This window comes from Flavipsychrobacter stenotrophus, assembly GCF_002954265.1.
Lineage (GTDB): Bacteria > Bacteroidota > Bacteroidia > Chitinophagales > Chitinophagaceae > Flavipsychrobacter > Flavipsychrobacter stenotrophus.
In genome coordinates, this window is the sequence record NZ_PPSL01000001.1 from 216153 (window position 1) to 230458 (window position 14306).

Annotated in this window: 15 protein-coding genes; 6 read left to right on the forward strand and 9 right to left on the reverse strand. The window is 42.8% G+C overall.

Features of this window, described 5'->3' with window-relative positions; all coding sequences use genetic code 11:
- The first annotated feature begins 65 nt into the window (after nucleotides 1–65).
- From CJD36_RS01085 to CJD36_RS01100, 4 genes are all read left to right on the forward strand, one after another.
- Nucleotides 66–593, forward strand: coding sequence for a TlpA family protein disulfide reductase (locus CJD36_RS01085; RefSeq protein ID WP_105037262.1), 528 nt, complete (start codon nucleotides 66–68; stop codon nucleotides 591–593).
- A 121-nt stretch (nucleotides 594–714) separates the two neighbouring features.
- Entirely contained in the window at nucleotides 715–1308 is a 594-nt protein-coding gene (locus tag CJD36_RS01090; protein WP_105037263.1) for a class I SAM-dependent methyltransferase, read from the forward strand.
- Nucleotides 1309–1371: 63 nt separating this feature from the next.
- Complete coding sequence (locus CJD36_RS01095) at nucleotides 1372–1872, forward strand: DUF5684 domain-containing protein (protein WP_240609267.1); 501 nt, start codon at nucleotides 1372–1374, stop codon at nucleotides 1870–1872.
- A gap of 138 nt (nucleotides 1873–2010) precedes the next feature.
- The gene (locus CJD36_RS01100) at nucleotides 2011–2448 is read left to right on the forward strand and encodes a DUF5684 domain-containing protein (protein ID WP_240609268.1); all 438 of its coding nucleotides are present in this window, start codon (nucleotides 2011–2013) and stop codon (nucleotides 2446–2448) included.
- A 61-nt stretch (nucleotides 2449–2509) separates the two neighbouring features.
- On the opposite strand, the gene bamE is transcribed toward CJD36_RS01100, so the two are convergent.
- From bamE to metG, 6 genes are all read right to left on the reverse strand, one after another.
- Entirely contained in the window at nucleotides 2510–2824 is a 315-nt protein-coding gene (gene bamE, locus CJD36_RS01105; protein WP_105037264.1) for an outer membrane protein assembly factor BamE domain-containing protein, read from the reverse strand.
- A gap of 23 nt (nucleotides 2825–2847) precedes the next feature.
- Nucleotides 2848–3399 (reverse strand): PH domain-containing protein, encoded by a 552-nt coding sequence (locus CJD36_RS01110; protein ID WP_105037265.1) that lies wholly within the window; start codon nucleotides 3397–3399, stop codon nucleotides 2848–2850.
- A gap of 66 nt (nucleotides 3400–3465) precedes the next feature.
- Nucleotides 3466–4098, reverse strand: a complete 633-nt coding sequence (locus CJD36_RS01115) for a response regulator (protein WP_105037266.1) — start codon at nucleotides 4096–4098, stop codon at nucleotides 3466–3468.
- Between the two features lie 73 nt (nucleotides 4099–4171).
- Entirely contained in the window at nucleotides 4172–5191 is a 1020-nt protein-coding gene (locus tag CJD36_RS01120) for an NAD(P)H-dependent glycerol-3-phosphate dehydrogenase (protein WP_240609269.1), read from the reverse strand.
- A 99-nt stretch (nucleotides 5192–5290) separates the two neighbouring features.
- Nucleotides 5291–6649: an efflux RND transporter periplasmic adaptor subunit gene (locus CJD36_RS01125; protein ID WP_105037267.1), complete on the reverse strand. Its 1359-nt coding sequence runs from the start codon at nucleotides 6647–6649 to the stop codon at nucleotides 5291–5293.
- Nucleotides 6650–6746: 97 nt separating this feature from the next.
- Entirely contained in the window at nucleotides 6747–8846 is a 2100-nt protein-coding gene (gene metG, locus CJD36_RS01130) for a methionine--tRNA ligase (RefSeq protein ID WP_105037268.1), read from the reverse strand.
- Nucleotides 8847–9429: 583 nt separating this feature from the next.
- Here metG and CJD36_RS01135 point away from each other — a divergent pair.
- The gene (locus CJD36_RS01135; RefSeq protein ID WP_105037269.1) at nucleotides 9430–10473 is read left to right on the forward strand and encodes a hypothetical protein; all 1044 of its coding nucleotides are present in this window, start codon (nucleotides 9430–9432) and stop codon (nucleotides 10471–10473) included.
- An 82-nt stretch (nucleotides 10474–10555) separates the two neighbouring features.
- Complete coding sequence (locus tag CJD36_RS01140; protein ID WP_105037270.1) at nucleotides 10556–10849, forward strand: hypothetical protein; 294 nt, start codon at nucleotides 10556–10558, stop codon at nucleotides 10847–10849.
- Between the two features lie 18 nt (nucleotides 10850–10867).
- On the opposite strand, the gene CJD36_RS01145 is transcribed toward CJD36_RS01140, so the two are convergent.
- The 3 genes from CJD36_RS01145 to CJD36_RS01155 form a co-directional block, all read right to left on the reverse strand.
- Complete coding sequence (locus tag CJD36_RS01145) at nucleotides 10868–11284, reverse strand: putative toxin-antitoxin system toxin component, PIN family (RefSeq protein ID WP_161499164.1); 417 nt, start codon at nucleotides 11282–11284, stop codon at nucleotides 10868–10870.
- On the reverse strand, nucleotides 11265–11495 hold the full coding sequence (locus CJD36_RS01150; protein ID WP_105038023.1) for a hypothetical protein: 231 nt from the start codon (nucleotides 11493–11495) through the stop codon (nucleotides 11265–11267). Before CJD36_RS01150 ends, CJD36_RS01145 begins: the two co-directional genes overlap by 20 nt.
- 241 nt (nucleotides 11496–11736) lie before the next feature.
- Nucleotides 11737–14226: a TonB-dependent receptor gene (locus tag CJD36_RS01155; protein ID WP_105037272.1), complete on the reverse strand. Its 2490-nt coding sequence runs from the start codon at nucleotides 14224–14226 to the stop codon at nucleotides 11737–11739.
- Between the last annotated feature and the right edge of the window lie 80 nt (nucleotides 14227–14306).

The window sequence follows — 14306 nt, forward strand, 5'->3', positions numbered from 1 at the left end:
GGGATTTGTATTAAGTGCATTGTACTGTTTATATTTACAAAGCAAAATCTTTCAAAAAACACAAAATGAGAAAAACACTGGCGCTTGTCGCACTGATAATGGGGCTGTTCTTTACTGCTAATGCGCAGTCTAATGAGAATACAACAATTACTATAGGTCAGAAGGCACCTGATCTTGCATTTCCAAACCCGGATGGCAAGACACTGAAACTGTCTGAGATCAACAAGGGTACTTATGTATTGCTAGATTTCTGGGCATCATGGTGCGGCCCTTGCCGTGCAGCAAATCCGGGACTGGTAAAGATGTACAATGAGTATTCTGCAAAGAAATTCAAAGGTGCAAAGAACGGATTTACTGTAGTAAGTGTTTCTTTGGACAAGAGCAAGGACAACTGGGTTGCCGCTATTAAGAAAGACGGATTGATCTGGCCTAACCACATGAGCGATCTGCAACAGTGGAACTCAGCAGCTACACCGCTTTACGGTCTGGGCTTTATACCACAGTGTTTCCTTCTTGGCCCTGATGGCAAGATCATTGGCAAGTATATGCGTGCTGAAGAGGCAAGAGCAGACATTCAAAAGTTTGTACAATAGTTTCCTGAACATATTCAGAATTAAAGATCCCGGCCAGTCCGGGATTTTTTATGTGCGTAGGTAAGCATGTTTATCATTAACTCGGGAGAAGGTTTTATATTTGAAGGGTCAGGACAATACTATGCTGGATAAGATAAAGTCGTTTGTAAAGAGGAAGACATCGCAGAAATACAGGTTTAACCTGCAATACACCAATCATAAGTGGGATGGTCTGGCTACACTTGCTGAATTGGGCCGTTACAGCCTTATTGTTGGCTTTTCGCGATATTTCTGTACAAATGGTCATATCCTGGATCTGGGTTGTGGAGAGGGTATTCTACAAGATAAATTCAGTACGACAGATTACAGTCATTATACTGGCATCGACTTTAGCGACGTGGCAATAGAGAATGTAAAAAAACAAGCGAGACCAAACTCTACTTACCTGGTCGGTGACCTTAACAAGCTGACCATTGAAGGTACTTTTGACGTGATCATTTATAATGAAAGCCTAAACTATTTATCTAATCCCAAAGAGGCAGTTACTAAATTGTTTCCAAATCTTAAACCGGGTGGTGTATTTATAGTAAGCCTTGTAGACAAATATGGCAAAGAGCAGACTGGTCTATGGGAAATGCTTAACTCTATCCTCGACATTCAGGAAAGTAATAAGGTCATTAACCTGGAAGGCAATTCATGGACGGTACAGGTGTATAAGATGAAGTCGGGTAGCTAATATTTTCAATTTCACTTGTATATGAATTGCTAATGTATTTACTTAGCCGAACAAACTTTTACTATGGATCAGCAGTCGCCGTACATTTCTATTATTTTGATGCTCCTAATGTTCGCAATTATCACTCCTATGGTAATTGGCATGTGGAAGATCTTTAAAAAGGCGGGCTACTCGGGCTGGCTGTGTCTTGTGCCGTTTTATAATCTGATAGTCTTTTTAAAGATAGTAGGGAAGCCACGTTGGTGGGCGCTGTGTATCCTGAGTAACCTGTTGGCAAGTGCTTATGGGATAGCAGTAAGTAAAACAGATGCCATTTATTACGGGTCTTCATTCCTGCTTACTATTTTAGTTTGGGTATTCGGTATCTGGGCGTGCAATATGCTTTCTAAGAGTTTTGGGAAGGAAGAAGCATTTACTGCAGGTATCGTGATTCTTCCGTTGATCTTTATTCCTATACTTGGCTTTGGTAGCGCAAAGTATCTCGGGCCATACGGGAACCAAGAGCTATTCCGCGAATACAATGCCGCTGACAAGTTTGACTTTGAAAATGATGTATTGGCATAGCTCCTCGGTAACCCGCCCTATTTAATTTCATAGCAATAACATCTTTGGCTCTCAGGCTGTACGGTCTTATAAATAAAGGAGAAGAGTTGCTATGTAGTATCAATTATATTTATTTACTTCACATTAAAATCTACAACCATGACTGAATTAGGAATAGGCATTGCCGCTATGTTAGTATTATTTGCAATTTTCTTCCCAATCTTTATCATTCACGTAATTGGTATGTGGAAGGTCTTTAAAAAGGCCGGTTATGAAGGCTGGGAGTGTATTGTGCCCATCTACAACGGACTTATATTTCTGAAGATCATAGGCAAGCCATGGTGGTGGATATTTCTATTTTGTATTCCATATGTCAATGTCGTATTCCTGATCTGGGGCTACAACATGCTGTCGAAGAGTTTTGGTAAAGACGAAGGTTTTACTGTCGGGTTGTTTTTGCTAAGTTTTATATTTGTCCCTATTCTTGGATTTTGCAAAGCGCAGTATCAAGGGCCATACGGAGACCCAATTTTATTCAGAGCTTATAAGGATAGGAACAACCCTCAATTTGATTTTGAAAGAAATGAGTTGGTTTAGAAAGGATCATTTGAATGTGTAAAGCGTAGGATCGTATCCTGCGCTTTTTTTATAGTTTTATTTATTCTTTGATATGGTAGCATGCCGATGTTACTTTACCCGCACTGTCAAATTTCACAAAGGGTAGGGTGGACCACATTTTATTGCTTATGAAATATTCAAATAGAAATGTCGAATCATCGTGGTAACTTCTGCTATCTGGTGAGCCAAGTATGGATATAACTTGATTAGAATCCATTCCTGCCGTTAACTGTTGCATTAGCTTGGCTTCTTGCTTACTGTAGCCATCCAAGCGGCCGCCCGCCATAAAAAAGATAATCATTAACAGCAGTGTCGAGGTGGGTATGATAATCCATATTCTACGTATTTGTTTCATAGGCGAGAGATCTTGACAAGTATTTATGCAAGAAACCTGGCTTTCTCAGCCTGAAATTCTTCCTCTGTAAGGACACCTTTTGTCTTTAATTCAAACAGCTTTTCCAGAAGTGAATAGTCTCTTGCCGCTACTGGAGCTTGCTTGCCGGGTTCTCCCAACGGTTGCTCAGGCATAACTTTAAGTTGTGCCTGTATAAAACCGGCCATTTTTATCAGTTGCTTCTTTAGTGTGTCTTCAACCACTGACTCGTTATTGGCGGTATAAATATGCAGGGATGCGAACAACAGCCCGGATTTTGTGGAGACCGATGATATGGTATGCAAGGGTGTGGTTTCGGTGGTCATTTCACCAAGTATGTTCCTGCGAAAGAATATTATTCGTGAGTCGGTAAGTACCACTACTCCGGAATGGTCCATCACTTCATTATGTATCTTTTTCAAGTCGCCGGAAATGATGTAGATCATTTTTTCGTCTTGCAAAAGGAGCTTATGCAGGTGACTGACCTCTGATGTTACCCAGATCAGTTCTGCGCCTAAGCGCTTTATCTCAGCTTCTACTTTTTCGGCGGTCCACATAGTGAAAGATGATGTGTTAGATTTTAGATATTAATTGTAGGTGAGTATAGTTTCGGAGCGGGAAGGTTAGATAAATTTATTGTCCTTAGCTGCTTTTATGGCATCAGCTTTTGAGTGTACGTCCAGTTTGTAGTAGATATTCTTGATGTGCGATTTGACGGTTTCCAGGTCTATGAACAGCTCATCGGCTATGCGTTTGCGGCTTTTGCCGGTAGCTATCTGTTCCAGTATTTCGGTTTCGCGGCGGGTGAGTGGTGTAGATTCATTGCGCTTGAAAGAGGAGATGACCATACGGGCTATATTGGCACTCATTGGTCCACCACCTTCGGTTACTTCCTTTATTGCGGCAACTATCTTTTCCGGTTGTGTATTCTTGGTGAGATAGCCACTTGCGCCATTGCCAAGCGAACGGAAGATGAGCATTTCCTGCTCATAGACAGTGAGGATAAGTATATGGGTTTCGGGCAGTAATTTCTTTAGTTTGGGTAACGCGTCTATACCTGAAATGCCCGGCAATTCTACATCGAGCAAAACCACATCAGGGTCGTCACTGACGATCTTTTTTGCTGCTTCTTCAAACGAAGGGTAAGTGCCGACGATTTTGTACCCGGTGGTATTGCCTATAAGGAAGGCATACCCCTCGCGGATGGTTTCGTCATCTTCTATAATGGCTACGCGTATATCAAGGTCGTGATTCATATTCAAAATGTATAGGCAAATTTAAAATAAAAACGACTGCGTAAAGTGACCCTAAAAGGGGGCTTTTATAAAGTTATGACATCATTTTTTCCAGCTTCAGGAACCCGTCAGAAGGGTTTAGGTTTTCCCAGAGCATTTTGTATACAAATGTTGCTATTGGCAATGGTATGGAGAATTCTTTTGAGATAGATTGCATGCCGCGTGCCGCGTAGTAACCCTCCGCTACCATGTTCATTTCCAGCGTTGCCGCCTTAACCGAATAGCCCTTGCCTATCATAGTACCAAAGGTACGATTGCGGCTATGCAATGAATAACAAGTTACCAGTAAGTCGCCCAGGTAGGCACTTGTGTGGAAATCGGGGCGCTCATTAGAAGGGTGCACCTTCTCGAAATGGCTCTCCAGGAATCGGTACATCTCGCGGTAGCAATTAGTGATGTATACACTCAGGAAGTTGTCGCCATAATCTAATGCACGGGCAATACCTGCGCCTATGGCATATATGTTCTTTAACACTGCGGCATACTGTGCGCCCCATATGTCGTGGTTGTGTGTAGTATTAAGATAGGTGTTGTTGAACGCACTTGCCACAGCCTGTGTCAACTCATCATTGAGCCCTGAGAATGTAAGGTAAGAGAGCCTTTCATCAGCTACTTCCTCGGCATGGCATGGCCCTGTGATGGAAATATATTTATCAATTGGCGTACCGAATTTGCTGGTTAGGAAGTCGTTGAGTAACAGGTTGCTATCGGGCAATATGCCCTTGATAGCGGAGATGATATTCTTCTGCTGCCATACGCTTTTATCGGCCTGCTCTATAACACCCTGGGCATAAGCAGAGGGTACAGCTACCAATACAGTATCACACTTATCCAGCACATAACCGAGGTCGGCAGAAGGCATAATGGTCTCGGGCATAAAGCGAACCGATGTAAGGTAATGGGGATTGTGGTGGCGATTGGTGAGACCTTTGATAGCCTCTTCATTGCGTACCCACCAGTGAATGGCATGGCCATTATCTGTGAGTATCTTTGCCAGTGCTGTGCCCCAGCTACCATTACCTATTATACCTATTTGTCCCAGTTTACTGCTCAAGATATGTTGTGTTATAGTAACTTAAAAATAGTGTTTTATCTACAATTGGCATAGTTAGCCAGATGTGATTTTCAAGGAGAACTCTAGATTTGCGGGAGTTTATTCTTTTGCCTTGGCGTCGAACAACTCATCTTTACCTACAGGTTTTACTTTGCTCTTATCCGATAGCAGACGAGCAATAGCGCCATATGGAGCTATAACTACTTCTTCGTTTTCTTTAAGGCCGCCGGTTATTTCAAGATAAGTATTGTCCTGTAGTCCTGTCTTTACATCGCGCAGGCTTACCTGCTGGGTTTTGCTGTCGTAGACAAATACTACCTGTCTTACTTTATCCACTATCTTGTTCTCCGCGTTCTTCTTTATTACACTGTCAGACCATTCGCGGGTAGTAACGGCATTAACGGGTACGGAAAGGATGTTGGTCTGCCTGTTGGTCTGTATCTCTACTGATGATGACATACCAGGCTTGAACGGGAACTTGCCCTTAGGCAGGGTAGCTGTAAGATCGGCATAACTTGATGGTAAGATAAGAATGTGTACGGTATAATTAGTTACCTGGTCGCTGGTAGAAGTAACCGTTGTTTTGGCGCTAACGGCTATCTTAGATACTACACCGGTGAACTTACGGTTGCGGTAAGCATCTGTTTCTACCATTGTGGTGTCGCCAATTTTTACCTTGGTAATGTCTGTTTCGCTTACATCTACACGCACTTCAAGTCGGCTCATATCTGCTATGGTCAGCATCTCGGTACCGGCATACTGTGCAGTACCTACCACGCGCTCACCACGCTTAACATTGAGCTGTGATATGATGCCCGATGTAGGGGCAATGATAGTAGTTTTCAACAGATTTTCATGTGCCTGGTTAAGGCTTGCCTGTGCACCTACAATGCCGTACTGTCCGCCCGATGTGCTTGCTTTAGCGGCATCCCAGGTGGCTTGCGCAGATTTGAACGAAGCCTGACTTTGTTCAAATTCGAGTGACGAGATCACTTTATCCTGGAACAATTTCTTGTTTCTGTCGTAAGTGCTTTTGGCAAGGTCGTACTGAGATTCAGCCTGTGCCATCATCTGCTTGGTATTGTTGGCCGAAGCACGTGTCTGCTCTACAGAAGCCTGTGCCTGGTTGACCAATGATGAGTAAATGGCAGGATTGATCTTTACCAACACATCGCCTTTGTGCACACTGTCGCCTTCCTGTATGTTGAGCACGGTGATCTCACCACTCACTTCAGGAGCAATTTTCACTTCTGTTTCGGGGTATATCTTACCCGTGGCGGTAACGATCTCGGTAATAGTATGACGGGCCACCTTGTCTATCTGCACCTTTGTAACGTCCTTATCTCCCTTGTTGGTTACCGCAACAATAATGATAATAGCTACTACCCCCAATCCTGCCAACCACCAGTATTTTTTACTTTTCTTTTTTTTCTGTTCTGTTCCAGGTGCGCTGTCCATTGTATTTGATTATGTCAAAAAAGTTAAAAGGAAGTAGTCGTAATTGGTTGCCCGAAATGATTACGAACTAAAGTTACAAATTACAATTATTGCATCACTATTTTACTTCACTTCCGTTATCGGCAGTTTGCAGGGGAGATACAAATATCAGTTTGCCATCAGCATTCTGCGCCATCAGTATCATACCATTGCTTTCTATGCCTCTCATCTTACGTGGCGCCAGGTTGGCTACTACGCTTACCTGCTTGCCTATGATCTCCTCAGGAGCGAAGTGCAATGCTATACCCGATACAATGGTTCTTACTTCAGTACCCATATCCACTTCCAGCTTCAGCAGCTTATCAGCTTTTTCTACCTTTTCTGCTTTAATGATAGTACCTACACGCAGGTCTATTTTAGCGAAATCATCGAAGGTGATGATCTCTTTTGCTACTGCCAATGGCGTTTCTGCCTCGCTTACTGTTGTTGGTTTATTTTCCACTATCTGTTGGGTTGCTTTCTTTAAATTCTCTCTTAATTTTTCTACCTGTGCGGTTACTTCTTCATCCTCTATTTTGCGGAACAATAGTTCCGGCGCAAGGAGGGGATAGTTAACCTTCAGCAGATCTATGCGTCCTGCATTCTCCCAATCGAGCATACGCGGCACCACCTTCATTTTTTTACACATTTTGGTGGCGGTATATGGTAGGAACGGGTTGAGCAAAATGGCCAGATTAGCTGTAAGCTGCAAACACAGGTGCATACATATATCTATGCGCTTCTGGTTCTGCTCCTGAAGCTCAGGCGTCTTAGCCAGTGTCCAAGGGGCATTATCCTGCAGGTATTTATTGCCTTTACGGGCAAGGTCTATTACTTCTGCCAGTCCTTCGCGGAACTTGTATCCTTCTATTGCATTTTCTACTTTGGTCTTCGCATCCTTTATATCAGCTATAAGGGCGTTGTCCATTTCATTCATTGCATCGGCATGCAGTGCAGGCACGCGGCCCTTACACAGCTTATGCATTAGTACAAATGCACGGTTCTCAAAGTTGCCCAATACAGCAGAGAGCTCGTTGTTCACCCTATCCTGAAAATCTTTCCAGGTAAAGTCATTGTCCTTACTTTCCGGAGCATTGGCGCAGAGTACGTAACGCAATGCATCCTGCTGATCGGGGAAGTCTTTCAGATATTCGTCTACCCACACCGCCCAGTTGCGCGATGTAGACACTTTTTCTCCTTCTATATTCAGGAACTCATTGGCAGGTACATTTTCCGGTAACACAAATCCACCGTGCGCCTTAAGCATAGCAGGGAATATGATGCAATGGAAAACGATATTGTCCTTGCCGATAAAGTGTACCAGCTTGGTATCTTCCTGACACCAGTAGTCGGCCCACTGATTGGTCAATTCTTTGGTTGCGCTGATGTAACCTATAGGTGCATCAAACCATACATACAGCACCTTGCCATTAGCGCCGGGCAGCGGAACGGGTACGCCCCAGCTACTGTCGCGGGTCATAGCGCGTGGTTGCAGGCCACTATCGAGCCAGCTTTTGCACTGTCCGTAAACGTTAGATTTCCATTCGTCCTTCTTGCCTACAACTATCCATTCCTTCAAAAAGTCTTCATACTTATTGAGCGGGAAGTACCAGTGTGTTGTTGGCTTCTTTACCAGTGGACTATTACTCAGTGCGCTGCGTGGGTTGATGAGCTGCTCGGGAGAGAGGGTAGAGCCACACTTTTCGCACTGGTCGCCGTAGGCATTAGGGTTGGAACATACAGGGCATGTACCTACAATGTATCTGTCGGCAAGGAACACATCCTTCTCGGCATCGTAGTACTGCTCGCTTTCGCGCTCTTCAAATGCACCATCGTCGTAAAGCTTCTTAAAGAATGCCTGCGATGTTTCTTTATGAGTAGGATTGCTGGTGCGGCTATAGATATCGAAGCTGATACCCATACCATCGAAGCTGTCCTTTATGATCGTATTGTATTTGTCTACTACGTCTTGTGGGGTAACACCCTCGCGCATGGCACGAATGGTGATAGGCACACCGTGCTCATCGCTGCCACAAATGAATTTTACATCTCTTTTCTGCGCACGCTGATAGCGCACATATATATCGGCGGGTAAATAACAGCCTGCCAGATGGCCAATATGTACTGGTCCGTTGGCATAAGGAAGGGCTGCGGTAACTAAATGACGTTTGAACTCCATAATTAAGGTGCAAGATAATAAAAAAAGAGCGGGGGGACTGTTGTCTGAACCACAGATTTAGCTGTCTGAATCACAGATTTTAAAAGGATTGCTCAGATTTCACAGATTCAGTGAGTCTGTGTTGATATTTGGTGAATTTTAAAAGTGGCATTTTTTTATTGTTTGCGGAAGTTTTATTTAAGGTTTTTGGGCTGTATTTGTTTGTAGGTAAGGGTTTCGTGGTGTTTTAACAAATTTCCAAAAACTTCCACTTTTTTCTACTCTCTTCCACTTTTTTTCAGTTGCTTAGTCCCTGAATTTGTTTACATGTGGATTGTCTGAACCATGATTCGCCTGATTGAAGGATAGACATGATTCTATTTTTATGTAATTGTAGTGCAAATTAGCAGATAGAAATGCACCTGCCAAATAAAGATATTCACAAAAATGTGGATAAGTGGTGCTAATGATCGGTGACTCATTCCGTTATGGAGTTTACTTGAAGTGAGGTATATTTTCTGCATGAATGTGATCGATAACCAGCAAGGATAATGGTCATAAGAGAATTTTATGTTAGCTTAGAGTACCAATCGAACTAAACTCTATGAAAATTTACTTTCTTCTGCTGGCAGTATTTTTTTCGGCGGAAATGTCTGCCCAAATGCATATCACCGAACAAAATAGCTGGCCTGTCGTTTTAGATAATACTACGCCGGTAAACACCCTTATAAAACGCTTTGAAGGTGACTGGAAGTGGGTACAAACCAATAAATTTTATTGGATAGGATATACAGATCTTATGTATTCTATCGCCGCAAAAAGAAATGTTGCAATTAAACCATTACTAAATTTTATTAACACCACTAAGAATCGACATGCTAAATGGGGAGCTATTTGTACGATTCATCTGATTGGTATCAACAGTGAAATTGCCGGAAGGGAAACTGAGGAATTTACTAATTTGTCTGCACGAAATGCCCTACTGTCATTGCTAAGTGACACGAGTTTACAGGCGGGTATTATAGAGTTACTGATCAGAGATCCACGTTATAGTGACATTCCAATTGTTATGAATGTAATGAGGAACTCAAAAGGGGATACCTGGGCACTCAATAACTACCTAACGATATTCCCAATAGACCTACCAGTTGGTCAGGAAATCCCTAAAGAATTTGACCAGTCAGTTAAAATACAGAACCCTGACAAAGGAGCTTATGAGGATGTGGCAAATCACTTACCATTGATATTAAACGCAATTAGTAATTCTCATTCAGATACTTTTTTTGTTGATCAAACATTACTCTGCAAAAATTTGTGGGGAAACCGGGCACATAGTCTGGTAGACTTCAAAAATGTAGAAGATTCGACAATTAATGGCCTTCATGAACCTTCAGCATATGTAAAAATCAGAGATTTTTTATATGATCTCACCGGGGTGGACTATTGCGAAATCGGTAATAAACTACAATACTACGTTGATGGGAATAAGGTATTTATCTGTACGCAGGAAACTGCAAAAAAGAGGCTTTTGTCCTGGTGGACGCATCTGCTACCCCAGCAACGGAAATTGTACAGCAGAAATCTAAGGGTTGCAGACGATCCTTCTGCTCAAAAGGTGGGATATTTACAACCGCCTACTACTAATTGAAAATCTCCAGAAGGTTCGTTCATTTTTGAAATCTATGATTCAGACAAGAACCAGTAACTTTATTCTATAAAAGCAACCAACCATGAAACGCCTTTCTTTAATTCTGACAGTACTCTTTTTATCAACGCTTAGTTATGGGCAGTTGGGTAGTGCGGCCGGGGTAGGGGCAGCAGCTAAGGCCGGCGCATTGAGTGAAGTGATGGAAGATTCAATGAAAGACAAGTCGCTCATAGATACTACAGCGGTGCATAATCCGGCAGGCGACAAGGGTACTAAAAGAAGCAATTTTGTATTGTTCACCAGTGCAGGTGTACTTATAGCAGTTGTTGTAGCACTTGCGGCAAGGAGGAGGAGAAACGCAGTGGGGCAGTCTTAGGGCTGAGCGGGTACCACTTTACTTTCGATAAGTTTCCCAATATTCTTTTGGACTGACAATTTGGGGTTGCTTATAATTTCGGAAGGTAAAATCGGCAGTATTACCTGTAATGAGAAAGTCTGCTTTGCTTTCATCTGCCAACTCAATAAACCTGTTGTCGTTAGGATCGTTGATAATAGTCAGCCTGATTTTGGGCGTAAATAGCGTAGCAATCTCTTCTATGGAAGCAAGTATACTTTCAGCTCTTGCTGTAAATCCTGGATACTTGGAAAACTTATCACGCTTTAAGACATTATGGTATTCTTTTAATACTTCATCAGATATGCACCATTCAATATTGCGGTCAAGAAAAATATCGCTTACAACAAAGTAGGGATAGGACTTTTGAATAAGAGCAGATACCAAAACATTTGTATCAATGATTATTCTCTGCATCCTTTCTTGCTGCTTTAACTTCCTGATCAATTTCATCCATAGACATATCAGAGAGACCATATTTCTCCGCAAGTGCTACCGACCTATTTAGATTTTGCATTGCCAACTCTCTACTAATGATATCCACAAAATCAGAGAAAGCTAGATTACTGTTCTTAATGCCAAATTTATTGTATTCAATGTCCGATATAGAAATGTTCAGTGTTTTCATTTCATGTATTGTTTGCTTCTCAAAGTTAAGAAACATTTGCTGTATATGGAACCTGTATACACTCCGACCAGTTAGTGGTTCAAGATGATATTTATTCACAAAAAAGCACCCTGAATGTGCGTCAGGGTGCTTGATAGAGGATACAGGATACTAAAATAAATTAGCTGGTCAGCTGTGTAAGTGATCAGCTAATTTATTGTTCGCATGGTGGTTATTATTAGTGCATTGAGCCAATAAATTATTAGCCTTTCAATCTCTTCTTTTCATCTTCCAAACCTGTTTGCCTTTGTCTTGCAGATTTTATCTGGCTGCTACCAAACTGGTAAGTAACGTTCAGTCTTACTGTGCGGCTTTCCCAGGTGCCATTGCCTTTAATGATCAGCCCGCTGAAATTGCTGTTGATGCGCCATGGAGATGCTGTTGCCAGCAGGTCGGTAGCAGATAGTTTAACTATCAGTTTCTTGTTGAGGAATTTCTTCTGCAGGCCAATATCCAGGCTGCCCTGTGCATTGGTCTTACCCGTTGCACCCCATATGCCGGGGCCGTTGAACCAACCACTGATCTCGGCAGTATATTCTTTGCCCAGTGTAAAGCTGTGCTGCATATAGGCACCGTAGGTCGGTATCTTCATAGTAAGGTTACGGTCAGTTATTTTTCCGCTATACGACTGGTAGTTGCCCCATACGCTTACATATCCCGTCCACCACTTCTTTATCATGAGTGGTGAGTTGATGCTGAAAGTATAGATATCTTGTGTTGCAAGGTTTTGCTGCTGCACGTAGGTTGCATTTTTTTTGGTTGTATCCAAAACCTGTACCGCGTAATCCTTTACATGGCTGTAGCCGATGGTTGTATTGATGAAGCCCATGAACGTGTGGCTGATCTCATAATTATCGGTGTATTGTGGGCGGAGAAATGCATTACCCTTGTTGTAGGTCAGTTCATCCAATTTGAATTCGAACGGATTCAGGTCTTCGTAAGTTGGCCTGTCTATGCGCCTGCTGTAGGTAAAATTCAGGGTGTTGTTCTTGTTCAATGTCCAGGTTAGTGCCCCACTAGGAAAGAGATTGAGGTAGGTGCGCTTTACATCATCATCATTCTGCTTTATGCTGTCAGCTCTTGTTAATTTTCCTTCGCTATTGGTTTGCTCAGCACGCACACCTGCCTGCAAGCTCCATTTTTCAGAAAACTGACGGTTGTAGTTTACATAGGCCGCATTCACATTTTCTGTATATTCAAACTTATTGCTTCGGTCCATCACCTTTACATCTACATTGTTGTAAACGTTGAAGAAGTCGAACGTGTTGCGGGTCTTTACATAAGAGAATTTGAGGCCATAGCCTAGCTTCCCTTTCCACAGGTTCTGTTCGCCATCACCTTTTAGTGAGTAAATATCAATATTCACCGGGGTGATGTTTTTGTAGGTAAAGGTGTCTACAGTGCCATTTGCATTGTCGTAATAGTTTGGCTGGTAGCTGCTGTGGCGGCTTATGAATGTACCGTAGTCGGCATCAATATTGAACTCTTTACCGTTGGTGTCTACAAAGCGGTAATTGAAATTAAGGTTACTGTTGGTACTGGCGCCCGGTATTTTGTTGTAGGCGCGGAGTGTTTTAAGGTAATCGCCCTTTGTGCCATTTGGCCCCTCTTCATATATTTTGGTAGTGCCGGTACTGCTCCATGTGCCGTCGCTTATTGCTGTCGTTGCTATTACACCAATGGTGGTCGTTCTGTTCACAAAATAGTCTGCACCTGCTTTCAGGTTAGTGTTGTTATTGTTGGTTAGCTGCACCGTGTGCGGATCGAAGATGATGTTATTAGAGGTACGGTAGAGATTCTGGTCGTTCTGATAGATACCGCCATTGTAGCTGGCGTTACCGAAAACATTCAGCTTTTTGTCGCGGTAGTTCAAGTTTACTGCGGCATTTTCCTTCATGCGTATGCCCTGGTTCAAACCTGCGTTGATACTTCCGTTAGTGCCTATTTTCTTGTTCTTTTTCAGCTTGATATTGACAATACCTGCATTACCTGCTGCATCATATTTGGCACTTGGGTTGCTGATCATTTCTATGGCTTCAATGTCGCTGCTGTTTATACTCTTCAGGTAAGAAGCAAGGCTTGCCGCATCCAGCTGAGATGGTTTACCATCTATGTATATCTTCACGCCGTTCTTGCCGCGCATGCTTATGTTGTCATTGTTGTCTACCTGCATGCCGGGGCTTTTGCGCAGTAGTTCCAACGCATTGCTACCGGTGGCATTGATACTGTTCTCTACATTGAACACAGTTTTGTCGGCCTTGATCTCAATCATGGGTTTGCGCGCCACCACAGATGCATCTTTAAGTTTTACGGTGCTGCTTTGCAATGTAACTGCAGGTGCGGTGAATGGTGAACCATCTGTAAGTGTAAATGGTGCTGTCCATGAATCGGTGAAACCGATGTTGGTGTAGCGCAGCAGGTAATTGCCGGCAGGCACAGCCATTTCAAAAGAGCCCTTTTCGTCTGATAGTTCTGTTTTTATCACACTACTGTCTGTTGCTTTAAGCAGCATAATAGTAGCCATTGACAGAGCGGCGTTGTCTTTATCCTTTACAGTGCCGGTTACTTTACCCATTGTCTGGGCAAAGCTACCGGTGGATAGCGCCACCAAAGCTAAAAGCATTGATAACGACTTGCGTGTTTTCGAGTGGTGAATAGTATTTGTTTTCTGCATAGGTGGTGTGTGTTTCATGTTACTACTTGTTAGTAGTTGATTTGAGCAAAATGTTACAGGGGCTGTGAAAATAAATTGCTGCTATCGCCCTTCATTTG

Bases quoted from the DNA above. Each gene is read 5' to 3' on its own strand.
- CJD36_RS01085 (WP_105037262.1), top strand. From the start codon at position 66: ATGAGAAAAACACTGGCGCTTGTCGCACTGATAATGGGGCTGTTCTTT.
- CJD36_RS01090 (WP_105037263.1), top strand. From the start codon at position 715: ATGCTGGATAAGATAAAGTCGTTTGTAAAGAGGAAGACATCGCAGAAA.
- CJD36_RS01095 (WP_240609267.1), top strand. From the start codon at position 1,372: ATGGATCAGCAGTCGCCGTACATTTCTATTATTTTGATGCTCCTAATG.
- CJD36_RS01100 (WP_240609268.1), top strand. From the start codon at position 2,011: ATGACTGAATTAGGAATAGGCATTGCCGCTATGTTAGTATTATTTGCA.
- bamE (WP_105037264.1), bottom strand. From the start codon at position 2,824: ATGAAACAAATACGTAGAATATGGATTATCATACCCACCTCGACACTG.
- CJD36_RS01110 (WP_105037265.1), bottom strand. From the start codon at position 3,399: ATGTGGACCGCCGAAAAAGTAGAAGCTGAGATAAAGCGCTTAGGCGCA.
- CJD36_RS01115 (WP_105037266.1), bottom strand. From the start codon at position 4,098: ATGAATCACGACCTTGATATACGCGTAGCCATTATAGAAGATGACGAA.
- CJD36_RS01125 (WP_105037267.1), bottom strand. From the start codon at position 6,649: ATGGACAGCGCACCTGGAACAGAACAGAAAAAAAAGAAAAGTAAAAAA.
- metG (WP_105037268.1), bottom strand. From the start codon at position 8,846: ATGGAGTTCAAACGTCATTTAGTTACCGCAGCCCTTCCTTATGCCAAC.
- CJD36_RS01135 (WP_105037269.1), top strand. From the start codon at position 9,430: ATGAAAATTTACTTTCTTCTGCTGGCAGTATTTTTTTCGGCGGAAATG.
- CJD36_RS01140 (WP_105037270.1), top strand. From the start codon at position 10,556: ATGAAACGCCTTTCTTTAATTCTGACAGTACTCTTTTTATCAACGCTT.
- CJD36_RS01145 (WP_161499164.1), bottom strand. From the start codon at position 11,284: ATGCAGAGAATAATCATTGATACAAATGTTTTGGTATCTGCTCTTATT.
- CJD36_RS01150 (WP_105038023.1), bottom strand. From the start codon at position 11,495: ATGAAAACACTGAACATTTCTATATCGGACATTGAATACAATAAATTT.
- CJD36_RS01155 (WP_105037272.1), bottom strand. From the start codon at position 14,226: ATGAAACACACACCACCTATGCAGAAAACAAATACTATTCACCACTCG.